Genomic DNA, 22,643 nt, shown 5'->3' with positions numbered 1-22,643 from the left:
ACCAGACTTCCCGGCGCACCGGTGCACAGAGTAGGACCGCTGGGCCGCCGGGGACAGGGACCTCGGACACGCCCTAGGGATACGGCCAGGCGTTCTTGGCGCAGCCCTCGAGCCCGAGCGTCTGCTGCTGCATCACCGGAGCGGGCCGGCCGGGGCCGGGACACTCCTCGTGGCCGTTGCCGAGCGCGTGCCCGACCTCGTGGTTGACCACGTAGTGCCGGTAGGTGGGGATGTCGCCCTCGTAGTCCGGGACGGCGGTCGCCCAGCGGGCCAGGTTGATCACGGCGCGGTCGCCGTACCGGCAGGAGGTGTAGCCGCCGGTGCCCACGCCGGGGCAGTACCGCTCCATGTTGCCGGGGCTGATCAGGGTCACCTTGAACGCGTAGTCGCCGGCTGCGGCCTCGGCCTCGCCGACCCGCTGGAACGACATCCGCCCGCCGTTGCCCCACGAGCGCGGGTCGCCCAGCGTCCCCTCGACCGCAGCGGCGAACGCCGCCCCGTCGACCTCGATGCCGTCCTCGACCTCGACGACGAAGCGCTGCAGCGGCCCGGTGCCGGAGACCGGCGAGGTGCCGGGGACGACGGTCACGGTGCCCGCGCCCTGCTGGACGAAGCCGGGGGCGCCCGCGGCGGTCTCCGGCGCCTCGGCCGGTGCGGCGTCGACCTCGACCGGGGCCGTGGGGGTCGCCGACGGGTCCGGCGCGGTCGCGGGGGTGGAGGGCGCCACGGCCGCGGCGGACCGCTCCGGGGGGGCGGCGGCCGGCGCCGTCGTGCCGGTGCCCGTGCCGATGACCAGCAGGTCGACGATCGTGACCACGGTCGCGAGCGCGAGCAGCGGGATCGCGTAGGCCCGCCACCCCCAGCGGGTCACGAACCGACGGAACCGGCCGCCTCCGCCGCCGGGGGGTGCCGACCGCGGACCACCGGGGACGACGACGCGGGTCCCGCCGGCGCGGAGCTGCTCCGGCGCCCGCCCGGCCGGTGCCCCGGTCGGGGTGGGACGACGGACCCGGGGACGCTCGGTGCGGCCGGCGACCCCCTCCCGGATCGCGACCGGGTTGGTGTCGGCGAACCGGGGGGACTCGTGCGGCTGGGTGCGGCGGGCCGCGGGCGGCGGCACGCGCGGCAGTCCGCGCACGGGCTCCTCGGCGCGTGCCGGGCGACCGGGCGGGCCGGCGTCCGGCGCCGGTCGCGTGCGCCCGTTCGGCCCGCGGCCGGGGGAGGCGTCCGCGGGACTCACCTCGCCAGACTCTCACGGCCCGGCGGTCCCGGTGGAGACCGCGCGGCGACGGCGTGTGGGCCGGTGGGGCCTACGAGGCCCGCGCCTCGTCGTCCGCCGTGACCGGGCCGGCGGCGTCCTCGGCCAGCGCCAGCACCGCCCGGGCCACCGGCTCGGCAGCCTCGAGCATGGCGACGTGCCCGACGCCCTCGAGGACCTGCAGCCGCGCGCCGGGGACGGCCGCGGCCAGCCGCGACGCGAGCGCGGGATCGACCAGCCGGTCGCGGTCGCCCCAGACCACCAGGGTCGGGAGCCGCAGCGACCGGGCCAGCCGCCAGGCGTTGCGCGGGCCCACCCGGAGGTATGAGGAGATCAGGCCACGCATGCTGCGGGTCAGCGCCTGCGTGGCCCACGGCTGCTCGGCGCGCTCGCGCATCTCCGCCAGCGCCTGCTCCAACCGCGCCCTCGGCACTCGGCGCGGGTCCCCGAAGCACATCTGCACCATGCCGCGGACCTGCTGCTCGGGCGTCACGCCGGAGAGCCGGCGCTCGGCCAGGGCGGGGATCCCGGGCAGCAGCAGGAGCAGCAGCGTGCGACTGAAGGCGCGGGGCACCCGGTAGACCGGCATCGCCGGCGACACCAGCGTCAGGGTGGCGACCAGGTCGGGGCGGCTCGCGGCGACGAACAGCGAGACGAGGCCGCCGAGCGAGTTGCCCAGCAGGTGCACCGGCCGGCCGGCGCCCTCGCCCGGCTCGGCGACGATCCGCTCCAGGACGTCGACGACCGCCGCCACGTGCCCGCGCACCGAGTACGAGGTGCGCGCCGGTGGCCGCGAGCGGCCGAAGCCGGGGAGGTCCAGCGCCCAGCCGTCGAAGCGGACGGCGAGCAGCGCGGCGAGGTCGGTCCAGTTGGTCGAGGCGCCACCCAGCCCGTGTACGTAGAGCGCCCGCTCCCGTGGCGCGCCGGCCGCGACGCCGTCCACCGGGCCGGTCCACGGCGTCCGGCGGACGAAGACCGCTCCCCCGCGGACGGCGACCTGCTCCCCGAGCCACGGCGGCGGGAGGGTGCCGCTGCTGGTCAGCGCGGCCGTCGACAGCCGGGCCGGACGGCGCTCCGCGCCAGTGGGGGTTGCGGGACCGTCGGGCACCCGACCGACGGTAGGTCAGCGCGGGAGGTGGCACGGGATCGGGTGACCGGCCGGTAACATCCCTCCGCCATGCACGCACCCCGCCCAGCTCCCGCGCCCGTCCGCCGTTCGTCTCGCCTGCCGCGGGGCGCCCGCCGGGCCCAGCTGCTGCAGGCCGCGCAGGAGGTGTTCGTCGCCCAGGGCTTCCACGCCGCGGCGATGGACGAGATCGCCGACCGGGCCGGGGTCAGCAAGCCGGTGCTCTACCAGCACTTCCCGGGCAAGCGGGAGCTGTACCTGGCGCTGCTCGAGCAGCAGGTCACCGCGCTCACCGACCGGGTGCGCGAGGCGATGGAGGGCACCGACGACAACCGCACCCGCGTGAACGGGGCGGTCGGTGCGTACTTCGACTTCATCAACGCCGACGGCGCCGCGTTCCGCCTGGTGTTCGAGTCCGACCTGAACAACGACGACGACGTCCGGGGGCTCGCCGACCGCGGTCACCGGGCCTGCGTTGAGGCGATCGGCGAGGTCATCGCCGCCGACACCGGCCTGGACCGCGAGCGGGCGCTGCTGCTGGCCTCGGGCCTGACCGGGCTGTCGGAGACCAGCGCCCGGTGGTGGCTGCCCCGCAAGGGCACCGTCTCCCGCGACGAGGCGGTGGCCCTGCTGACCGCGCTGGCCTGGCGCGGCATCTCCGGCTTCCCGCGGGTCGAGTCCGGCGAGGGCACGCCCCGCTGAAGGAGGACCCCGCCGCCCCACCGTGGAGGACCCCGTCCTCCCCACCCCTGGCCCGCTCGGGGCGGTGCCCTGGGCGGGGCCGGCGGCGGGGTCACGTTCGCTGACGGCGCACCTCCACCGCAGGTCGGCCGCTCGGGCGCTGCACTAGCGTGGGGAACAGCCGCGCAACTCGAGGAGGCATCCCACGTGGAAGTCAAGATCGGTGTCCAACACTCCCCCCGGGAGCTGGTCATCGACAGCCCCAACTCCCCCGACGAGATCGCTTCGGAGGTGGCCAAGGCCATGTCCGGCGCGACCAAGGACGGCCTGCTGACCCTGGTCGACGAGCGTGGTCGCCGGGTGCTCGTGCCTGTCGACCGCATCGCCTACGTGGAGATCGCGCAGGCCGACCAGCGGCGCGTGGGCTTCATCGCCGGCGCCTAGGAACTGGACGGCCCCGGTGCAGGGGCCCGCCGGCCCCCTGCAGGGTCCCGCCGCGAGCTCGCGAGTGGCGGGGGGTCTTTCCACGAGGCGTGGGGGGCACCGGGGTCCTTCAGGGGGCCGTTTCCGCGACCGCGGAGGCGCCCCGTCGTCGTGTCGGGGCGCCCGGCCCGTCGCCGCACACACGTCAGGCACCCTCTCAGCAGTCGGGAGGGGGCGCCTGACGCGTGTGCGCCCGGTCGGGAGGACGGCACGTGGCCGCCCGACGTGGGGTGTGCGCGACCGGACGGTCCGTCCGAAGTCGTCCTCGCCCTGAGGTCAACACCACATCGCAGCGGCCGATGGAGACGGTGTCAGCCCCTCGCCGTCCTCGCGCCCGGAGTGCCCTGTGAGCGTCAAGACCCGCCTCGTCGTGAGCACCCTGGCCGTCCTGGCCGTCGTCCTGGCCGGGCTGGCCACCGTGGTGACCATGCTGACGACGGCGCAGGCCCGCGAGGACGGGCTGCGCTACGCGCAGAACCTGGCCACCGCGCAGGCCGAGGAGGTGCAGGTCGGCCTCACCCGCCAGCTCGGGACGGCGCAGGTCCTCGCCGGCAGCCTGTCGGCGATGGTGGCCACCGGGAAGGCCGATCGCGCACTGGCCGACGCCATGGAACGACGGCTGCTCGAGGACGACCCGACGCTGCTCGGCACGTGGTCGGTGTTCGAGCCGAACGCCTTCGACCGCGCCGACGCCGTCCACGCCGGTCTGGCGCCCAGCGACGCCAGCGGCCGCTACCTCTCCTACTGGTACCGCGACGGCGACAGCATGGCGGTGACCCCCATCGTCGGGTACACCGAGCCGGGCACCGGCGACTTCTACCTGCTCGCCCGGGACCGCGGCGTCGACGTGACCACCGAGCCCTATGTGTACGAGGTGGCCGGCGAGGAGGTCCTGATGACCTCGCTGACCTCGCCGGTCCAGCTCGGCGGCGCGGTCGTGGGCGTGGCGGGCGTCGACGTGTCGCTGTCCACCGTGCAGGAGCAGATCGCCGGCGTCCGGCCGTACGAGGTCGGCCGGGCGGCGCTGGTCTCCACCGCCGGCACGGTGGTCGCCAGCAACCGCGACGGCGACGTGGTCGGCGAGGCGCCGCAGGGCGGGGCCGGCGCGGCGGCCACCGAGGCCATCAGCGCGGACTCGACGGTGCAGCGCACCGTCGACGGGCGCGTGGTCGTGGCGACGCCCTTCCCCGTGGCCGACGGTCAGCAGTGGGCCCTGGTGGTCGAGATCCCCGAGGACGCGATCCTCGCCGACGCCGCCGACCTCCGGACCACCATCCTGGCGGGCGCGCTCGTGACCATGCTGGTCGCCGGCCTGGCGGTGCTGGCTGTCGCCCGCCGCGTCGTGCGCCCCCTCGACGCCCTGCGCGCCCGCATGGAGGAGATCGCCGACGGCGACGGCGACCTGACCGCGCGGGTCGACGAGTCGCGGAAGGACGAGATCGGCCGGCTGGGCGCGGCGTTCAACCGGTTCGTCGTCAAGGTCGCCGACACCGTCATCGGCATCGGCCGGGCGTCGGGGTCGCTGGTGGAGCTCTCCTCGGGGATGTCCGGTGTGTCCGGCCGGCTGGCCGAGTCGGTGGAGCAGACCAGCGCGCGCACGCAGGAGGTGTCCGCCGTCGCCGAGCAGGTCTCGCGCAACGTGCAGACGGTCGCCGCCGGCGCGGAGGAGATGGGCGCGAGCATCCGCGAGATCGCCACGAACGCGTCCGAGGCGGCGCGGATCGCCGGGGAGGCGGTCAGTGTCGCCCAGGCGACGAAGCAGACCGTGGCGAAGCTCGGCGACTCGTCGAAGGCCATCGAGGACGTGCTGCGGGTCATCACCGGGATCGCCGAGCAGACCAACCTGCTGGCGCTCAACGCCACGATCGAGGCGGCCCGCGCCGGGGAGGCCGGCAAGGGCTTCGCTGTGGTGGCCACCGAGGTGAAGGACCTGGCCCAGGAGACCGCGAAGGCCACCGAGGACATCGCCCGCCGGATCGAGGCCATCCAGAGCGACACCACCAGCGCCGTGGCCGCCATCGCCCGCATCGACGCGGTGGTGTCCCAGATCAGCGACTACCAGACCACCATCGCCAGCGCGGTCGAGGAGCAGACGGCGACGACCAGCGAGATGTCGCGCGGGGTCACCGAGGCGGCGCAGGGCACCGGGTCGATCGCCTCGGCCGTGGTGACCGTCTCGACGGTCAGCAGCGAGACCGAGCACGAGGCGTCACAGGCCCGCTCGGCGGCGGAGGGACTGGCGGAGATCACCGCGGAGCTGTCCCGCCTGGTCTCCCAGTTCCGCGTGTAGAGCCGGAACGGCCCCGGTGCACGGGCCCGCAGGCCCCCTGCAGGGTCCCGCCGCGAGCTCGCGAGTGGCGGGGGGCAGGGGGTCCTTCCACGAGGCGTGGGGGGCCTGGAGGTGCTGGAACGGCCCCGGTGCAGGGGCCCACCGGCCCCCTGCAGGGTCCCGCCGCGAGCTCGCGAGTGGCGGGGGGCAGGGGGTCCTTCCGCGAGGCGTGGGGGGCACCGGGGTCCTTCTCCTAGGGGTTCAGGCCGAGGGTCCTCATCCGCTCGGTGTGCGCGGTGGTGATGCGCTCGACCAGCCGCCCGATCCCCGACACGTCGCCGGTGCCCTCGAGGATCAGCTCGGCCAGCTGGTCGCGCTCGGCGATGATCGCCTGCGACTGCCGCATGGCCTCGCCGACCAGCCGTCGTCCCCACAGCGCCAGCCGCCCGGAGAGCGTGCGGTCGGTCGCGAGCGCCGCCCGCACCTCGCGGACGGCGAAGTCGGCGTGCCCGGTGTCGGCGAGCACCTCCAGGATGAGTGCCCGGTCCGGGTCGGGCAGGAAGCCGGCGATCTCCCGGTAGAAGTCCGAGGCCAGGCCGTCCCCGACGTAGGCCTTCACCAACCCCTCCAGCCAGGTGCGCGGCCGGGTGCTGTCGTGGAAGGCGTCGAGCGCGGGGACGAACGGGGTCATCGCCGCGGTCGGGTCGGCGCCGAGCTCGGTGAGGCGGGCGGTGAGCCGGCAGTGGTGGCCGATCTCCGCGGCCGCCATCTGCGCCAGCGCCGCCCGGCCGTCCAGGGTGGGTGCCAGGCGGGCGTCCTCGGCCAGCCGGTCGAAGGCGGTCAGCTCGGCGTAGGACAGCACGCCCAGCAGGTCGACGACGGCCCGCTCGTCGACGGTGTCCACTGGCAGCTCCCGGGGTCGGTGGGACGGTGGGCGACTGCCCCGGACGGGTGGCTCGGGGGTCCGGACAGCGCGGCGGAGGGAGGCTAACCGCCGCGCACGCTAGACTGGGAATCGGCGAGCCCTTCGGTTCGCTGGTGTATCTGTGCGCTGACGACCGCTGGAGACGACGCCCCGAGGGGCTCCCTCCCGGGCCGACACCATGTGCGGCCCGGTTTCTGCTGGCCGCGTCGGCGCTGGAACTGATCCCGCGACACCCGACCGGGACCGGTGCGACAGCGGCGCGAGCGCGCCCGGGAGCCGGTCCCCCAGCAGACCAGAGGCGAGAGCACTGACCTCCACCGAGAACACCCCCACCACGCCCGACATCGACCACGCCGAGACCGGCGCGCCGGCTCCCGAGCAGGTCGAGCAGACCGTCGAGGCCCTCGGCGGCGCCCCCGTCGAGGAGACCGCGCCGCTGTTCAGCGACTTCGACGTCCACCCCGACGTCATCGCGGCCCTGGCCGAGGTCGGCATCACCCGGACCTTCGCCATCCAGGAGCTCACCCTCCCCCTCGCGCTGGCCGGCAACGACCTCATCGGCCAGGCGCGCACCGGCACCGGCAAGACCCTCGGCTTCGGCGTCCCGCTGCTGCAGCGCGTCGTCCCGGCCGCGGAGGGCGGCGACGGCGTCCCGCAGGCGCTGGTCGTCGTCCCCACTCGTGAGCTGTGCGTGCAGGTCGCCCGCGACCTGGGCACCGCCGGCGCCAGGCGCGGCATCCGCGTGCAGGCCATCTACGGCGGCCGGGCCTTCGAGCCGCAGGTCGCCGCGCTGCAGAGCGGTGTCGAGGTCGTCGTCGGCACCCCGGGCCGGCTGCTGGACCTGGCGCAGCAGGGCCACCTGATCCTGGGCAAGGTCCGGGTGCTGGTCCTCGACGAGGCCGACGAGATGCTCGACCTGGGCTTCCTGCCCGACATCGAGCGGATCCTCGCGATGGTCCCGGAGAAGCGGCAGACGATGCTGTTCTCCGCGACGATGCCCGGCCCGATCGTGACGCTGTCGCGGTCGTTCATGACCCAGCCGACGCACATCCGGGCGCACGGCAACGACGAGGGCTCGACGGTCCCGCAGACCACGCAGTTCGTGTACCGGGCGCACAACCTGGACAAGCCCGAGCTGCTCTCCCGCGTGCTCCAGTCCCGCGACCGCAGCCTGGTGATGGTCTTCTGCCGCACCAAGCGCACCGCGCAGAAGGTCGCCGACGAGCTGGTGGAGCGCGGGTTCGCCGCGGCCGCCGTGCACGGCGACCTCGGCCAGGGCGCCCGCGAGCAGGCGCTGCGCGCCTTCCGCAGCGGCAAGGTCGACGTCCTGGTCGCCACCGACGTCGCCGCCCGCGGCATCGACGTCACCGGCGTCAGCCACGTCGTGAACTACCAGTGCCCCGAGGACGAGAAGACCTACGTGCACCGGATCGGCCGGACCGGCCGCGCCGGCAGCACCGGCGTCGCGGTCACGCTCGTCGACTGGGACGACATCCCCCGGTGGCAGCTGATCAACAAGGCGCTGGACCTGGAGTTCACCGACCCGCCGGAGACCTACTCGACCTCGCCGTGGGTCTACAGCGACCTGGACGTGCCCGAGGGCGCCAGCGGCCGGCTGCCCCGCTCGCAGCGCACCCGCGAGGGTCTGGACGCCGAGACCCTCGAGGACCTCGGCGAGACCGGCAAGCGCACCCGCTCCGGCGGCGGCCAGGGTCCCGCCCGGGACGACGCCGAGCCGGCGGGCGCCCGCAAGAGCCGCCCGCGCCGACGCACGCGGGGTGGCGGTGCGGCCGCGGCCGGTGCCGCCGCCGCGATGGACGCGCCGGCCGAGGCCTCGTCCGGCGAGGCCGCCGCCTCCGGTGAGGCCGCCCGCAAGCGCCGCCGGCGTCGCCGCGGCGGGGCCGGCCGCGGCTCGGCCGAGCCCGCCGCCTGATGGAGGACCCGCCTTCCCCCCACCCCTCGCTCCGCTCGGGGCGGGCCCCTGAAGGCGGGCCGTTCCAGCACGTCACCACGCCCGCGGCGGGACCCTGCGAGGGGGCCGCCCTCCCCTCTCGCGCGAGGCCAGCCGGCCGATGAAGCGTCCGCCGCTGCGGGTATGGGTGTGGACGGCGGCCGTCCTCGCGCTGGTCGTCGTCGCCGCCCTGCTCTGGCGGGGCTCGGACGCGGCGGCCACCGACAGCACCACCGCCGCACCGGCCGACGTCCCCGACGGGACGCCGGCCGGTGCCGTCTCCGCCGTCTGGACCGCACCCACGACGGCGTCCGGCGGCGCGGCCCGGGCGACCGTGGACGGCGGCCGGGTCGTCGTCGCCGACGAGCACGGGGTCCGCGCGCTGGACGTCGGCACCGGCACCGAGGCCTGGCGCTACACCCGCGCCAACGCCCGGTTGTGCGACTGGACCCTCGTCGGCGGCCGCGTCGTCGCGGTCTCCGGCACCGAGGACCGGTGCGACGAGGCGGTCGCGCTCTCGGTCGACACCGGCGTCCGGCTCTGGACCCGCAACCTCGACCTGCGCCCCGACGCGGTGCTCACCAGCACCGAGGGCATCGTGCTGGCCACCAGCCCGACCGGCGTGCTGACCCTCGACCCCGTCGGCGACAGCATCCGCTGGCGGGCCGACCCCGAGGAGGGCTGCACCGTCGCCGACGGCGACGTCGGCGGGGCCGGGGTCGCCGTGCTCGAGGACTGCGCCGGGTCGACGCGGGTGCGGCTGCTCGACGGCTACGACGGCACCCCGCTGTGGACCCGCGACGTGGCCGGGGGGACGACGCTGAGCGGCGTCGAGCAGGCCGTGGCCGTCGCCGGGGACGACGGCGTGCGGCTGCTCGCCGGTCCCGACGGGGCGCCGCTGGACGAACCCGTCGCCGACGCCGCCGGCGAGGTGCTCGTCACCTCCGTCGGCACCGCCGCGCTGGTGTGGGCCGACGGCACGCTGACGGTCGCCGACCAGGGGACCGGCGCGGTGTCCTGGCGTACCCCGGCCACCGGCCTGCCCGCCGGCCCCGTCGACCGGGCGCTGCTCGCCGCGGGGACGTCGGTGCCGGTGCCCGAGGGCGACGCCGTCGTCCTCCGCGACCTCGCGACCGGCGAGGAGCTGCAGCGCGCCGGCACCCCCGGTCTGCGGGCCGGCGGGCTGCTGACCGTGACCGGCCCGGTCGTCGTCCACCAGCTGCCCGACCGCGTCCTCGCCTACACCTGACCCACCGGCACGGCAGGGTCGCGCCGGGCGATGTTCACTGGTGGGCATGGTGATGCCCGGCGGCCCCGACGACGGCGCCCCTCTCCCCATCGCGCCCGACGACCTCCGCCAGCTCGCCGACCACGACGCGCGGCACCGCACGTTCGACGGCGGCGCCGGCCCCCTGACGGCCCTGGACACCGGGGGCGACGGCGAGCGCGGCACCGTCCTGCTGGTCGCGGGCTTCACCGGCAGCAAGGAGGACTTCGCGCCCCTGCTGCGCCCGCTGTGCACTGCCGGGTACCGGGTCGTCGCGCTCGACCAGCGGGGCCAGTTCGAGTCCCCCGGCCCGGACGACCCGGCGCGCTACTCGGTCGAGGAGCTGGGCGGGGACCTGGTGGCCGTCGCGCGGCAGCTGCGCGCCGAGGGGGCCGGCGCGCCGCACCTGGTCGGGCACTCCTTCGGCGGGCTGGTCGGCCGGGCCGCCGTCCTGGCCGACCCGGCGGCCTTCACCAGCCTCACCCTGCTCGGCTCCGGCCCGTCCCGGTTGGTCGGCGACCGGGTCGAGCTGCTCGAGCACCTCACCCCCCTGCTTGACGCCGGCGGCGTGCCGCTGGTGCACGAGACGCTCGAGCAGCTGGCCATGACCGACCCGACGGCGCAGCAGGTGCCCGAGCCCACCCGCGCCTTCCTGTCCAAGCGGTTCCTCGCCAACAGCGCGGCCGGCCTGCGCGGCATGGCCGACGCGATGACCCGCGAGCCCGACCGGGTCGCCGAGCTCGTGGCCACCGGCGTCCCCGTGCTGGTGGCCCACGGGGCCGCCGACGACGCCTGGACGCCGGCGGCGCAGGAGGACATGGCGCGCCGGCTCGGCGCCCGGCACGAGGTCATCCCCGGCGCGATCCACTCTCCCGCCATCGAGAACCCGCCCCGCACGCTGGCGGTCCTGCTGGACTTCTGGGCCGCCGTCGCCACCGCCGGTCGCTCCGCCGAGGACGCGGGGGCGCTGCGGTGAACCGGCCGTCGATCCGCGACTTCACCGCCGAGGAGGACCTGCTCGGCTTCTTCGGCCCCGACAGCGTCAGCTGGCGGGTCCACGCCGACCCGGCCTTCTCCGTCGGCGGCATCCGGGCACTGCTGCTGCAGGCGCTGCACCCGGTCGCGATGGACGGCGTCGCCCGCTTCTCCACCGCCTTCTCGACCGACCCGTGGGCGCGGCTGACCCGCACCGCGGAGTACGTGGCCACGCTGACCTTCGGCACCCGCCGGGACGCGCTGCGGTCGGTGCGCCGGGTCCGGGGCATGCACCGCGGCAACACCGCGGTCGAGGAGACCACCGGCCGCCGCTACGCCGTCGACGACCCCGACCTGCTGCTGTGGGTGCACTGCTGCGAGGTCGACTCGCTGCTGTCGGTCGCCCGCCGGGCGGGGGTTCCGCTGACCGACGAGGACGCCGACCGCTACGTGGCCGAGCAGGTGACCGCCGCGGAGCTGATCGGCTGCGTGGCCGGCGACGTCCCGGCGAGCGCGGCCGAGCTCGGCGGCTACCTCGAGCGGACCCGCCCCCAGCTGACGGTCACCCCGGCGGCGCGGGACGCCTCCCGGTTCGTCCTGCTGCCCCCGATGCCCGGGTGGGTGCAGCTGCTGACCCCCGCGCGGCCCGCGTGGAGCACGCTGGCCGCCCTGGGCGCCGCGACGCTGCCGCAGTGGGCGCGCCGGCTGTACGGGCTGCCGGGCTACGGCCTGACCGACACCGCCGCGACCGCCGGCGTCCGGGCGTTCCGCCGGGCGGCGCTTGCGGTGCCGGCGCAGGTGCGGGAGTCGCCGATCGTCCGGGCGGCCCGCGAGCGCGTCGCGTCGGCCGAGCCGCTCACGGCCTGAGAGAGGACCCCGCTACCCCCCACCGTGGAGGGACCCCGTCCTCCCCACCCCTCGCACGCTCCGGGCGGGACCCGGGACGGGGCCGCGGCGGGACCCTGCAGCGGGGGCGAACGCGGGGTCAGGCCGGAGGCGTCCGCACGACCTCCTCCTCCGCGAGGAAGCTCCACGTCTCCCGCGGTGGGGTGGCCGCCTGGCCGACCGCGCAGCTGGGCCGGAAGTCGCACCAGCCGCACTGCCGGCCGGGCGCCGGGGGGAACGCGACGTCCGGGTCCTCCCCCGCGTCGACGGCCGCGGTCGCGGCGGCGATGTCGGCGGCGACGTCCTCGGCCCGCCGGACGTGGTTGGCCAGCGACCGGTCGGTGTGCTCGAAGGCGGCCACCGTGCCCGAGGGCAGGTGGTGCAGCTCGACCCGGCTGCACGGCCGGCGCAGCGTGCGGCGGACGCCGAGCACGTAGGCGGCCAGCGCGGCCGAGCCGCGGGCCTCGTCGTCGGTGGAGACCGAGCGGCCGGTCTTGTAGTCCACGACGACCAGCTCGTCGCCCCGCTGGTCGATCCGGTCCACCCGGCCCGACAGCGCCAGCCGCTCAGTGGTCGCGGCTACGTGCCGCTCGGTGCCGACCGGCTCGTCGGTCGGGTCGAGGCCGGTCACGTAGTCGGTGAGCCAGCCCGCGGCCCGGGCACGCCACCGCTCGGACTGCGCGGCGTCGCGGAAGCCGGCGGCCGACCAGACGCCGTACAGCAGCTGGCGCGCAGCGGCCGGGGTGCGCTTGGGCAGCGGCAGCTCCCACCACGAGCGCAGCGCGGCGTGCACCGCCGCGCCCACGCTGTTGTGCGCCCAGGCCGGGCCCTTGGCCGGGGTGGGTCGGTCGACATAGGCGTACCGGTAGCGGCGCGGGCAGTCGCTGAACGTGGCGAGCTTGCTGGGCGTGGCCGGGAACAGCCGCCGCGGCATCCCGGGCATCTCCAGCTGCTCGCCTGCCATGCCGGCCACGCTAACCGCCCGGACCGACCGGCCCGGGGAACGGCGTGGCGCCGGTGCCGGCGGCCAGCAGCGCCTCGTACTGGTCCCGCGCGGTGGTGCAGGCGGCGATCGGCGTCGTCTTGTTGCTGCCGTGGTAGTCGCTCGAGCCGGTGACCAGCAGCCCGAGCTCCCCGGCCAGTCCCCGCATGTGGGCGCGCTCGTCCGTGTCGTGGTCGGGGTGGTCGACCTCCAGGCCGACCAGCCCGGCCTCGGCCATCGTCGCGATCGCCTCGTCGCCGACCACCCGGCCGCGCCGGGTGGCCAGGCCGTGGGCGAACACCGGCACCCCGCCGGCCGCGCGCACCAGCGCGATGCCGGCGAGCACGTCGGTGTCGGCCTTGGCGACGTAGAAGGGGCTGCGGTGGTGCAGCAGCGTGGCGAAGGCGTGGTCGACCGAGTCGACGACGCCGGCCTCCACCAGGGCACGGGCCACGTGCGGCCGGCCCACCACCCCGCCGCCGGCGCGCTCGACGATCTCGTCCCAGACCACCGGGTGGCCGGCGTCGGCGAGCGCCGCGACGATCCGCTCGCCGCGGCCGAGCCGCTCCTCGCGCAGCCGCGCCCGCTCGGCGGCCAGGGCCGGGTGCTCGGGGTCGAAGAGGTAGGCCAGCAGGTGCACGCTGATCGGCGGCGCCTGCGCCGGGAACCAGCGGCAGGACAGCTCCATCCCCGGGACGACGGTCAGCCCGTCCGGCCGGGCCGCCGCCGCCTCGGCCCAGCCCGCCGTGGTGTCGTGGTCGGTGAGCGCCACGACGTCCAGGCCCGCGGCCCGGGCCGCGGCGACCAGCTCGGCGGGGCTGTCGGTGCCGTCGGACACCGACGAGTGGGTGTGCAGGTCGATCCGCATCAGCGCCCAGACTGCCGCACCCGCCGGCCGGCCACCCGCGGGGAGCGCGCACGCCGCGGCGGCAGCGGCGGGATCGGCTGGGTGTCCCGTCGTCCGTCGCCCGCGGCGTCCGGTCGGGGGCGGTCCGCCGACCGGCGGGGCTGCTGCGGCGACGGTTCGGCCTCGCCCTCGTCGTCCCCGCCCCCGGCGCCGTTGCCGCCGAACAGCAGGTCGCTCACGTCGCGGTAGAGGACGTCGGCCCGCGGCAGGTAGGTGATCTCCGAGAGCGCCTGCTGCTGCCCGGCGGACTCGAAGCGGAACGTGCCGTAGCCGAGCAGTTGGCCGAGCAGCGTCTCCTTGTACGTCAGGTCGGTGATCCGGCGCAGCGGCAGCAGCGCCACGGTGCGGACGATGATCCCGCTGGTCAGGAGCACGCGGCGGTTGGTGACGATGAAGTGCCGCATCCACCACTCACCGACCCGCAGGGCGAGGTAGCCCAGCGCCCCTACGAGCACGAGGAGGCCGACGCTGGCCGTCACCCCGTTGTCGGGGTCGAGCATGAGCAGCCAGCTGCCGACGACCAGCGCCGGCAGCGACTTGGCCACCGGGACGACGAGCACCGCCCAGTGCCGGCGGGTGGCGATGACGGGCGGCTGCTCGTGCGGGAGCAGGTACTTCTCGGCGTCCTTGCTCCACCGCGGCCGGCGGCCGTCGGGAGCAGGCGCCGCCGGGCCGCCCACGCCGGCCTAGGCGAGGGAGTCGAAGAACGCGGCCAGCGAGGACGCCGCGTCACCCAGCGCGTGGCCGGCGGTGCGGACGAAGTCGGCCGAGCTCTCGGGCGCCGAGATGACGTAGAAGACGACGAAGGCGAGTGCCAGCCAGGTGAGGACCTTCTTCACCGTCACCTCCGCGGTGGCTGTCGGGTGGGCGCGCGGACGGAGCTCGCCCGCACGGCGAACCCCATGGGTAACACACGCCGCAGGGCCCCCACCCGGGGACACGCCGCCGGGGATGCGGTCCGGTCCGGTCCGGTCCGTCACGGTCCCGGGAGCAGGTGCTCGCTGGGCGGGCCCAGGGGCAGGTCGGGGTAGAGGCGCTCGCGCAGGTCGAGCAGCTGCAGCCGCTCGGCCAGCAGCCACGCGGCCGACATCGGCCACATGACCAGCCACAACCAGACGCCGTAGGCCTCCCCCACGAAGGCGGCCCGGTCGTCGGAGGTGGGCACCGCCCACAGCGGCGCGCGCTGCCCGGCGGCCTCGACGTCGGCCGACGAGGGGCCGGAGATGACGTCGCCGGGGTCGAGACCGGGCAGCCCGGCGTAGCCGCAGCCGACGCCGGTGCCCGGCTCCTCGGCGACCAGCACGAGCTCGGCCGAGCCGCCGAGCGGGGCCGGGCCGGCGCAGTCGACGACGATCGCCCGCGCGCCGGGCTCCCCGCCCCAGGCCAGGCCGGTGACCGTCCAGCCCGACGGCATGGGGTCGGGCACCCACGCGGGCACCCGGGCGTCGGCGGTCACCGCCCCGATGGCGTCGTGCGCCACCAGCAGCGTGTGGTGCAGCGGCGTCACCGCGCCGTGCACGTGGCACCAGGCCTGCGCGGAGTTCCCGGGCCGGACGACCACGCGTTGGCCGCAGCGGGGACAGACCGTCGTGGCAGACATCGGGCATCACCGTCCTGGGACCTGACGGGTTCGTCAAGCGCGGGCCGCTGCGAGGTGCGTGCGTACCGTTCGGGGCGTGCCGCCCGCCGCCGATCCCGCCCTGCCGGTGGTCGCCTGCGTCGGCGCCGTGGTGCTGGACGCCCGCGGCCGGCTGCTGCTGATCCGCCGGGGCCACGAGCCCTCGCGCGGGCTGTGGTCGGTGCCCGGCGGCCGCGTCGAGGCCGGGGAGTCGGTGTCCGCGGCGGTCGAGCGCGAGGTCCTCGAGGAGACCGGCCTGGCGGTGCGTGCCGGTGCCGAGGTGGGCCGGGTGCGGATCCCCGGCCCTGGCGCCGTCTACGACGTCGTGGACCTGGCCTGCACGCTGCTGGACCCCGCGGCCGTCCCGGTCGCCGGCGACGACGCGGACGACGTCACCTTCGCCGACGCCGCCGACCTCGAGCGGCTGACCTGCACGCCGCGGCTGCTGGAGACGCTGCGCGGCTGGGGCGTGCTCCCGGGCTGAGCGGCCCGGCCGCGCGCCCGCCGGTCAGCCGCGCGGCGTCGGCTCGGGCCGACCGGGCTGCTCGCCGCCGCGAGCCTCGCCGTAGGAGCGCTTGGGCACCATGACCTTGCGCCGGAAGACGCACACGACGGTGCCGTCCTGCTTGTAGCCGATCGTCTCGACGTGGACGACGCCGCGGTCGTCCCTCGACCGCGACTCGGCCTTGTCCAGGACCGTGGTCTCGCCGTAGACGGTGTCGCCGTGGAAGGTCGGCGCCACGTGCCGCAGCGACTCGATCTCCAGGTTGGCGATGGCCTTGCCCGACACGTCCGGGACGCTCATGCCGAGCAGCAGCGAGTAGACGTAGTTGCCGACGACGACGTTCCTGCCGAAGTCGGTGCTCTCGGCCGCGTAGTGGCTGTCCAGGTGCAACGGGTGGTGGTTCATCGTGATGAGGCAGAACAGGTGGTCGTCGTACTCGGTCACGGTCTTGCCCGGCCAGTGCTTGTACACCGCACCGACCTCGAACTCCTCGTAGTACCGACCGAACTGCACGTGCTGCCTCCGCGGTGTCGACGCCGACGTCGAGGCACCGGACGGCGGAGCGCACGGGCCCACCACGCCCGGCGGGCCAGGTGCCCACCACGCGTCGGTGAACCATCTGGACGGCCGCCGATCCTACGATGCGCCCGTGGTACCGGCTCCTCCCGTTCCGGACACCGGGGAGCCCGGTGTCCTGACGCTCTCCCCCACCGGCCGCCGGGTCCGGCTCGCCGCGACCGCCGTGGTCCTGGCACTGCTGCTGGGCGGCACGCTGTGGGGCAACGACTCGGAGTTCCCGTTCGGCCCGTTCCGGATGTACTCCACCCGCGCGGACCCCGACCGTCCCGTGGTCTCCACCAGCGTGGTGGGCGTGACCGCCGACGGCGACGAGGTGCGGTTGTCCGGCGGCGAGGTGGGCCTGCGCCGGGCCGAGTTCGAGGGGCAGCTGGCCCGCCTGGTCGAGGAGCCGGAACTGCTGGGCCTGCTGGCCGGCTCCTACGCCGACCGCCACCCGGACGCCGAGCCGCTGGTGGTAGTGCGGGTGGTGCAGCGCCGGCACGCGCTCGACGACGGCCGGCGCACCGGCGCGGTCACCGAGAGCGTGCTCGTCGACCACCCCGTGTCCGCGACCGCCCAGGAGGGCAGCCCGTGAGCGCCGCCCCGTCCTCCGGAGCCGGCGCGACCGCCGCTGCGCCGTCGTCCCCCGGCCGCCGGGGGTGGTCGGGCTGGTGGTTCCGGCCCGTCCCGCTGGCGCGCATCGCGGTGTTCCGCACCATCGCCTACCTGTTCGTGCCGGTCGACGTCTTCCTGACCACGGCCTGGGTCCGGGCGCACGCCCACGTCCCGACCGAGTGGTACGCGCCGCTGACGGTCGGCCGGCTGCTGCCACTCCCCACGCCCACCCCGGCGGTCGTGCTCGCCGTGCAGTGGGCGCTCGTCGGGACAGCCCTGGTGGCGGCCATCGGGCGAGCGCCCCGGCTGCTCGGCACCGCGGTGTTCCTCCTCTACTTCGAGTGGATGGTCGTCGCGATGAGCTACGGGAAGGTGGACCACGACCGGATCGCCTACCTCGTCGCGCTGGCGGTGCTGCCCACCATCGGCCGGGTGCGGTGGCGGGACAAGCGCTCCTCCGAGGCGGCCGGCTGGGCCATGGCCGCGGTCTTCGTCACCGTCATGCTCACCTACTTCCTGGCCGCCTGGGCGAAGATGCGCTTCGGCGGCTGGGACTGGGCGACGGGCTCCACCCTGACCCGGGCGATCGTGCGGCGCGGCACCATGCTGTCGGACTGGACCCTCGAGACGCCCGGCCTCCTCGTGGGCGCCCAGTGGGCGATGCTGGCGCTCGAGTTCGCCGCACCGCTCATGCTGCTCGTCTGGTCGGCCCGCGCCCGGGTGGCACTGGTGCTCTTCCTCCTCGGCTTCCACGTGGCCGTCTACGCCAGCGTGGCGATCATCTTCCTGCCGCACTGCGTCGCGATCCTGTCGATCCTGCCGTGGGAGCGGCTGCCCGGAGCCGCCCGCCGGCTGCGCGCCGGGACCGTGGGCGGGCGCCCGGCCGAGGTGCTCCCGGCCGGGGCCGCGCCTCCGGGATGAGCCGACACCCGGGCGCGTGCCTTCAGATCAGCGCACCGATGCGGGCCGCCATGTCCGCCTCGTGCTGCTGGTAGGACGCCGCCACGCTGGTGAGCAGACCGCCCATGCCGGTGAGCGCGTCGCTGACCCCCTGGGCGCTGAGCCGCCACTGCTCGTAGAGCTCGGTGAACCGGGCGGCGGCCTGGCTGTCGGTCCACCCCTCGAGCACCGAGGCGTCCACGGTGCTCGACAGGGTGGCGTGCCGGGCGGTGGTCTCCGCGGCCTCGGCGCGGCACTGCCCGGCCAGTGACTGCAGGGTGGCGATCTCGACCTTCACGTGTCCTCCTCGTGGTCCGGGTCCCTCCCGGTGGAGGCGGACGGTAGGCGTCCGGATCCGCGCGCCGGCCACCGTCGCCCACAGCCCCGTCCGCCGTCCACAGACGGCGGTGCGGGCCGCCCGAGACGCGTCCGGGTAGCCAGGGTCGGCACGTGCCCGCCCGCTCCCCCACCACCCGCTGCTGGACCCTCGTCGCAGCCGGCGGCGTCGTCGACGTCGCGGTGACCGCCTGCGACGACGACCGGCTCGGCGCGGTCCTGCCCCCGCTGGCCGCCGCGCTCGGCCTCCCGTCCGCCGGGCTCTGGTCCGGCAGCACCCGGCTCGGCCCCGACCTGCCGTTGACCGACCCGGCGCTGCTGCACGGCGCCGTGCTCGGCCTCGGCCGGCCCGGCCCACGGCCGGCGACCGCCGCAGGGTCGAGCGCCCTGGAGCTGCACGTCGTGGGCGGCCCGGACGCCGGGACGACGCTGCCCCTGGACCGCGGACGGCACGTCGTCGGGCGCGGCGGCGACGCCACCGTCCGGCTCACCGACCCCGACGTCTCCCGCCGGCACGTGCTGGTCGAGGTCGGCGCCGGGGACCTCACCGTCCGCGAGCTCGGTTCCAGCAACGGCACCCGGCTCGACGGCGCCCTGCTCGACGGCGAGCCGCGGCCCTGGCCGACGGCAGCACCACTCCGGCTGGGTTCCAGCACGCTGCGGACGGCCGGGCCGGGCAGTGCCCGCGCCGCTCTCGGGCCCCGGGACGGCGGACGTCTGCAACTACGTCCGCACCAGCGTCTGCACCGGGCACGCGAGGAGGTCGAGATCGTCCTCCCGGCCGTCCCCGCCCCGGCACCACCCCGGCGGCTGGCGTGGGTGGCCGTGGCCCTCCCCGCGGTGGGCGGCGTGGGGCTGGCCTGGGTCCTCGACGCTCCCCACTTCCTCCTCTTCGCGCTGCTGAGCCCGGTGGTGGCGGTCGGTACGTGGCTGTCCGACCGGTGGTCGGGCCGGCGCAGCGCGCGACGTGCGCGCGCGGTCCACGCGGCCGAGCTGGCGGAGGTGGAGGAGCGGCTGACCGCAGCCGTCCGCGCCGACGAGCGCGCCGCCGAGGCCGCCTCCCCCGACCTGGCCGCGCTGGCGGCGGCCGCCCGCCGCCGGTCCACCGACCTGTGGCCGCGACGCCGGGAGGACGCCGACGCGCTGGCCGTGCGCATCGGCACCGGCCTCGGGGAGACCCGGGTGGTGCGGGTGGCGGCCGACGGCTCGCGGGTGCGCGAGCCGTCGGACCGGCTTCCCGTCGTCGTCGGGCTGGGCGCCACCGGCGGGTTGAGCGTCGCCGGTCCGCGCGGGCCGGCGGTGGGCGTCCTCGCCGGCGTCTTGGCCCAGCTGGCTGCACTGCACGCACCCGGCGAGGTGGGGCTGGCCCTGCTGACCACACCCGACCGGCTGGCCGACTGGGCGTGGTCGCGGTGGCTGCCGCACCTCGCCGCCGAGTCGGTGCACGTCCGCACCGCTCACCCCGGCGACGCCTCCGACGAGGAGACCCTCCGGTGGCTCGCCGCCCTGGTGTCCCGGCGGGCGGCGGCCGGGGACGGTGCACCCGGCTGGCTCGCCGTGCTCGTCGACCGGCCGGTCGGCCCCCGGGTGCTGGCCACCCTGCGCCGCGCGCACGCCGCCCGTGTCGTCGTCCTCGGTTGCGGGTCCTCGGCGGCGGACCTCCCCGGACTCGGGGACGCGGTCCTCCTGCTCGGCGGCGAGACCGGCGAGCGGGCGACGCTGCTGCGGTCCGGTGCCGGCGAGCGACCGGTGGCAGCGGTCGACCGGCTGCCGCGCCGCGTGGCCGCCCAGCTGGCGCGCCACCTGGCCGCGCTGGCGCCCGCCGCCTCCGACGCCGGCCTCCCCCGGCAGGTGCGGCTGCTGGACCTGCCAGTGGGCGCGGTCGGCGGTTGGTCCCGGACCCGCGATTCGCTCGTCGCGACGCTGGGCCGCACCGCGACCGGGGACCTGGCGGTCGACCTGTGCCGGCACGGGCCGCACGCGCTGGTGGCCGGGACCACGGGCTCGGGCAAGTCCGAGCTGCTGCAGACGCTCATCGCCGGCCTGGCCCTGGCCCACCCGCCCGACAGGTGCTCGTTCCTGCTCGTCGACTACAAGGGCGGGGCAGCGTTCGCGGAGGCGGCCGAGCTGCCGCACACCGTGGGCCTGCTGACCGACCTCGACGGCGCAGCGACGGCCCGGGCGCTGCGGTCGCTCACCGCCGAGCTCACCCGCCGCGAGGCCCTGCTCGCCGCCCACGGCGTCGCGGACCTGGCCGCCCTGCCCGACACGGTCGAGCTCGCCCGCCTGGTGATCGTCGTGGACGAGTTCGCCGGGTTGGCCGAGGAGCTGCCCACCTTCCTGTCGGGGCTCGTCGGCATCGCGCAACGGGGTCGATCGCTGGGTGTGCACCTGGTGCTCGCGACACAGCGTCCCGGGGGCGTCGTCTCCCCCGAGATCCGGTCCAACTGCACGCTGCGCATCTGCCTGCGGACGACCGACGAGGCCGACTCCCGGGACGTGCTCGGGTTGGGACAGGCCGCCGTCCTGCCGGTGGACGCCCCCGGCCGCGGGTATCTGCGGGCCGGCGGGGGCACGCCCGTGCTGTTCCAGGCAGCACGGGTGAGCACCGGGCCGCCCGGCGTCGGCAACGGCCCGCAGGTGACCCCGTGGCGCTGGCCGGCCCCGGCTGTGCCGGCGCCGGACGAGGTGCCGGCCGGGACCAGCGACCTGGCCCGGCTCACCGGATCCCTCCGCCGACGGGCCGCCGAGGCGGACCTGCGGCAGCCGCACCGGCCGTGGCGGCCCGCCCTGCCGGACCACCTCTCCTCCGCGGACCTGCGGGACCTGGCGGGGGACGGTGCCGGCTCCCGGCTCCGGCTCGGCCTGCTGGACCGCCCCGAGACCCAGACGCAGGAGCCGCTGGACCTGGACCTGACCCGGGGCGGCGGCTGGCTCGCCGTGGGCGGGCCCCGCAGCGGGCGGACGACGTTCCTGCGGTCCGCGCTCGCCGAGGCGGTGACCGCGTTCGGACCCGACCGGCTGCACGTGCACGTGCTGGACCACGGCGGCGGCAGGCTGGCCGCCGCAGCGGCCGGCCTGCCGCACGCCGGCACCGCGGTCGGCGCGGACGACGCCCTGCGGACGGTGCGGCTGCTGGACCGGCTGGCGCAGGAGGTCACGGCCCGGCGCGCCGCGCCGCTTGGCGGTCCGCGCCCGTACCTGCTGCTGCTCGTCGACGGGGTCGAGTCGGTCGGGACCCAGCTGGACGAGGCCGATCCCGGCCGCGGGTCGGGGACGCTGCTGCGCCTCGTCCGGGACGGCGGGGCGGCCGGGCTGACGTGCCTGCTCACCGCCGACCGTGCCGTCCCCGGCGGCCGGTTGGCCAACGCCGTCGGCACCCGGCTGGTGCTGCCGCTGCCCGACCGCGCCGACTACGCCGTCGCCGGCATCCCGGTCCGCGACGTGCCCGGGCACCGGCCGCCCGGTCGGGCGCTGGTCGGCGAGGAAGGCAGGGAGTGCCAGCTGGTCCTGCCTCGTGCCCTGCCCACCACCTGGCCGGACGGGGCGGCCGGCCACAGCCGGGCGCTCACCATCCCCGAGCTGCCTGCTGCGCCGGTGCTGTCCCTGCCAGCTCCTCCCGGCGACGGTCACCCGCTGCGGCTGCCGGTCGGTCCGGGTGGTGACGAGGGCGGCGTGCTGATCGTGGACCTGTCGCGCACCGGGGGCCTCCTGGTCGCCGGCCCGCCCGGCAGCGGACGGAGCACGGCACTGGAGTGCTTCGCCCGCCACCTCGCGGCCGCGGGAGCCACGGTCCTGCAGGTCGCCCAGGACGGAGAGCGGGCGGACACGGCGACCCGATCCGCACCGCGCCGGCTGGACGCCACGGACGTCGCCGGCTGGCAGACGTGGCTCGCCGGGCTGCGCGGCGCCCCCGGGGCCGTGGTCGTCGACGACCTCGCCGACCTGGCCGACTCCGCCGTGCTCGGTGCGCTCACCGCGGCCGGGTCCTCCCCGGGCGTCGTCCTCCTCGTGGCAGGGACCGCCGCCGAGCTGGCCACGGCCTTCCGCGGCCCGGTGCCGGCGTTGCGCCGCCGGCGCAGCGGCCTGCTGCTGACGCCGGGGGCCGGGGACGCCGACCTGCTCGGCATCCGGCTCCCCCGCACGCCCGTGCCCTCGCGCCCCGGCTCGGGCTGGCTGGTGTCGGCGGGGACGGCCCGGCGTGTGCAGGTCGCCCGCCGGGACCCGTCCCCGGAGCCGGTCCCGTCGACCGCGGGCGCCGGGACGTGCAGTGCAGCGTGGTGACGGGGAGAGGGCACGTGCTCGCCGGAGCGGGCCGCCGGGCGCTCACCGATGGAGGGAGGACCCGGAGTGCTCCGCGCGG

21 protein-coding genes are annotated in these 22,643 nt (G+C 76.6%); 11 read left to right on the top strand and 10 right to left on the bottom strand.

Annotated elements, in window-relative coordinates:
* Window positions 1-73 precede the first annotated feature (73 nt).
* Together BLW63_RS05835 and BLW63_RS05830 are read right to left on the bottom strand one after the other, a co-directional pair.
* Window positions 74-1,138: a DUF3152 domain-containing protein gene (locus BLW63_RS05835; protein ID WP_244522390.1), complete on the bottom strand. Its 1,065-nt coding sequence runs from the start codon at window positions 1,136-1,138 to the stop codon at window positions 74-76.
* 172 nt (window positions 1,139-1,310) lie between these two features.
* Window positions 1,311-2,366, bottom strand: coding sequence for an alpha/beta fold hydrolase (locus tag BLW63_RS05830; protein ID WP_091152480.1), 1,056 nt, complete (start codon window positions 2,364-2,366; stop codon window positions 1,311-1,313).
* A gap of 69 nt (window positions 2,367-2,435) precedes the next feature.
* Here BLW63_RS05830 and BLW63_RS05825 point away from each other — a divergent pair, with 69 nt between their 5' ends.
* From BLW63_RS05825 to BLW63_RS05815, 3 genes are all read left to right on the top strand, one after another.
* On the top strand, window positions 2,436-3,086 hold the full coding sequence (locus BLW63_RS05825) for a TetR/AcrR family transcriptional regulator (protein WP_091152479.1): 651 nt from the start codon (window positions 2,436-2,438) through the stop codon (window positions 3,084-3,086).
* A 186-nt stretch (window positions 3,087-3,272) separates the two neighbouring features.
* On the top strand, window positions 3,273-3,509 hold the full coding sequence (locus tag BLW63_RS05820; RefSeq protein ID WP_091152477.1) for a DUF3107 domain-containing protein: 237 nt from the start codon (window positions 3,273-3,275) through the stop codon (window positions 3,507-3,509).
* Between the two features lie 385 nt (window positions 3,510-3,894).
* Window positions 3,895-5,838 carry a methyl-accepting chemotaxis protein gene (locus tag BLW63_RS05815; protein WP_091152475.1) on the top strand — a complete coding sequence of 648 codons (1,944 nt, stop codon included), beginning with the start codon at window positions 3,895-3,897 and terminating at the stop codon, window positions 5,836-5,838.
* A gap of 232 nt (window positions 5,839-6,070) precedes the next feature.
* Here BLW63_RS05815 and BLW63_RS05810 read toward each other — a convergent pair whose 3' ends face one another.
* Window positions 6,071-6,721, bottom strand: a complete 651-nt coding sequence (locus BLW63_RS05810; RefSeq protein ID WP_091152473.1) for a ferritin-like fold-containing protein — start codon at window positions 6,719-6,721, stop codon at window positions 6,071-6,073.
* A gap of 199 nt (window positions 6,722-6,920) precedes the next feature.
* On the opposite strand from BLW63_RS05810, the gene BLW63_RS05805 reads away from it, so the two are divergent.
* From BLW63_RS05805 to BLW63_RS05790, 4 genes are all read left to right on the top strand, one after another.
* A complete protein-coding gene (locus BLW63_RS05805) occupies window positions 6,921-8,675 on the top strand; it encodes a DEAD/DEAH box helicase (RefSeq protein ID WP_244522389.1) in 1,755 nt (584 codons plus the stop codon).
* Window positions 8,676-8,814: 139 nt separating this feature from the next.
* Window positions 8,815-9,942, top strand: a complete 1,128-nt coding sequence (locus BLW63_RS05800; RefSeq protein WP_091152471.1) for an outer membrane protein assembly factor BamB family protein — start codon at window positions 8,815-8,817, stop codon at window positions 9,940-9,942.
* Window positions 9,943-9,988: 46 nt separating this feature from the next.
* Entirely contained in the window at window positions 9,989-10,936 is a 948-nt protein-coding gene (locus BLW63_RS05795; RefSeq protein ID WP_170856667.1) for an alpha/beta fold hydrolase, read from the top strand.
* A complete protein-coding gene (locus tag BLW63_RS05790) occupies window positions 10,933-11,802 on the top strand; it encodes an oxygenase MpaB family protein (protein WP_091152468.1) in 870 nt (289 codons plus the stop codon). Before BLW63_RS05795 ends, BLW63_RS05790 begins: the two co-directional genes overlap by 4 nt.
* Before the next feature lie 118 nt (window positions 11,803-11,920).
* On the opposite strand, the gene BLW63_RS05785 is transcribed toward BLW63_RS05790, so the two are convergent.
* The 5 genes from BLW63_RS05785 to BLW63_RS05770 all read right to left on the bottom strand — a co-directional run bounded on the left by BLW63_RS05785 (window position 11,921) and on the right by BLW63_RS05770 (window position 15,309).
* Window positions 11,921-12,784 (bottom strand): RecB family exonuclease, encoded by an 864-nt coding sequence (locus BLW63_RS05785; protein WP_091153139.1) that lies wholly within the window; start codon window positions 12,782-12,784, stop codon window positions 11,921-11,923.
* A gap of 10 nt (window positions 12,785-12,794) precedes the next feature.
* Window positions 12,795-13,670: a PHP domain-containing protein gene (locus tag BLW63_RS05780; protein WP_091152466.1), complete on the bottom strand. Its 876-nt coding sequence runs from the start codon at window positions 13,668-13,670 to the stop codon at window positions 12,795-12,797.
* Entirely contained in the window at window positions 13,670-14,389 is a 720-nt protein-coding gene (locus BLW63_RS05775; RefSeq protein WP_091152464.1) for a PH domain-containing protein, read from the bottom strand. Before BLW63_RS05775 ends, BLW63_RS05780 begins: the two co-directional genes overlap by 1 nt.
* A 6-nt stretch (window positions 14,390-14,395) precedes the next feature.
* Complete coding sequence (locus tag BLW63_RS26700; protein ID WP_170856666.1) at window positions 14,396-14,548, bottom strand: hypothetical protein; 153 nt, start codon at window positions 14,546-14,548, stop codon at window positions 14,396-14,398.
* A gap of 137 nt (window positions 14,549-14,685) precedes the next feature.
* On the bottom strand, window positions 14,686-15,309 hold the full coding sequence (locus BLW63_RS05770) for a DUF6758 family protein (protein WP_091152462.1): 624 nt from the start codon (window positions 15,307-15,309) through the stop codon (window positions 14,686-14,688).
* A gap of 76 nt (window positions 15,310-15,385) precedes the next feature.
* Between BLW63_RS05770 and BLW63_RS05765 the strand changes: the two genes are divergently transcribed.
* Entirely contained in the window at window positions 15,386-15,811 is a 426-nt protein-coding gene (locus tag BLW63_RS05765) for an NUDIX domain-containing protein (RefSeq protein ID WP_244522388.1), read from the top strand.
* 24 nt (window positions 15,812-15,835) lie between these two features.
* Here the strand turns inward: BLW63_RS05765 and BLW63_RS05760 are convergent, their stop codons facing one another.
* Window positions 15,836-16,345: a MaoC family dehydratase gene (locus BLW63_RS05760; RefSeq protein WP_091152457.1), complete on the bottom strand. Its 510-nt coding sequence runs from the start codon at window positions 16,343-16,345 to the stop codon at window positions 15,836-15,838.
* 136 nt (window positions 16,346-16,481) lie between these two features.
* Between BLW63_RS05760 and BLW63_RS05755 the strand changes: the two genes are divergently transcribed.
* Together BLW63_RS05755 and BLW63_RS05750 are read left to right on the top strand one after the other, a co-directional pair.
* Complete coding sequence (locus BLW63_RS05755; RefSeq protein ID WP_244522387.1) at window positions 16,482-16,985, top strand: hypothetical protein; 504 nt, start codon at window positions 16,482-16,484, stop codon at window positions 16,983-16,985.
* Complete coding sequence (locus BLW63_RS05750; RefSeq protein ID WP_091152454.1) at window positions 16,982-17,926, top strand: MFS transporter permease; 945 nt, start codon at window positions 16,982-16,984, stop codon at window positions 17,924-17,926. The genes BLW63_RS05755 and BLW63_RS05750 overlap by 4 nt, the downstream gene beginning before the upstream one ends.
* A gap of 22 nt (window positions 17,927-17,948) precedes the next feature.
* On the opposite strand, the gene BLW63_RS05745 is transcribed toward BLW63_RS05750, so the two are convergent.
* Window positions 17,949-18,242 carry a WXG100 family type VII secretion target gene (locus tag BLW63_RS05745; RefSeq protein ID WP_091152452.1) on the bottom strand — a complete coding sequence of 98 codons (294 nt, stop codon included), beginning with the start codon at window positions 18,240-18,242 and terminating at the stop codon, window positions 17,949-17,951.
* Window positions 18,243-18,394: 152 nt separating this feature from the next.
* Between BLW63_RS05745 and BLW63_RS05740 the strand changes: the two genes are divergently transcribed.
* Window positions 18,395-22,564 (top strand): FtsK/SpoIIIE domain-containing protein, encoded by a 4,170-nt coding sequence (locus BLW63_RS05740; protein WP_091152450.1) that lies wholly within the window; start codon window positions 18,395-18,397, stop codon window positions 22,562-22,564.
* The last annotated feature ends 79 nt before the right edge of the window (window positions 22,565-22,643 follow it).

Origin of the sequence: Geodermatophilus africanus, assembly GCF_900107105.1 — a bacterium.
Classification (GTDB): Bacteria; Actinomycetota; Actinomycetes; order Mycobacteriales; family Geodermatophilaceae; genus Geodermatophilus; species Geodermatophilus africanus.
The sequence above is the reverse complement of the archived record's forward strand: the minus strand, read 5'-3'. Positions and strand labels throughout refer to the sequence as shown.

Bases quoted from the DNA above. Each gene is read 5' to 3' on its own strand.
- BLW63_RS05770 (WP_091152462.1), bottom strand. From the start codon at position 15,309: ATGTCTGCCACGACGGTCTGTCCCCGCTGCGGCCAACGCGTGGTCGTC.
- BLW63_RS05825 (WP_091152479.1), top strand. From the start codon at position 2,436: ATGCACGCACCCCGCCCAGCTCCCGCGCCCGTCCGCCGTTCGTCTCGC.
- BLW63_RS05780 (WP_091152466.1), bottom strand. From the start codon at position 13,670: ATGCGGATCGACCTGCACACCCACTCGTCGGTGTCCGACGGCACCGAC.
- BLW63_RS05805 (WP_244522389.1), top strand. From the start codon at position 6,921: ATGTGCGGCCCGGTTTCTGCTGGCCGCGTCGGCGCTGGAACTGATCCC.
- BLW63_RS05800 (WP_091152471.1), top strand. From the start codon at position 8,815: ATGAAGCGTCCGCCGCTGCGGGTATGGGTGTGGACGGCGGCCGTCCTC.
- BLW63_RS05795 (WP_170856667.1), top strand. From the start codon at position 9,989: ATGGTGATGCCCGGCGGCCCCGACGACGGCGCCCCTCTCCCCATCGCG.
- BLW63_RS05785 (WP_091153139.1), bottom strand. From the start codon at position 12,784: ATGGCAGGCGAGCAGCTGGAGATGCCCGGGATGCCGCGGCGGCTGTTC.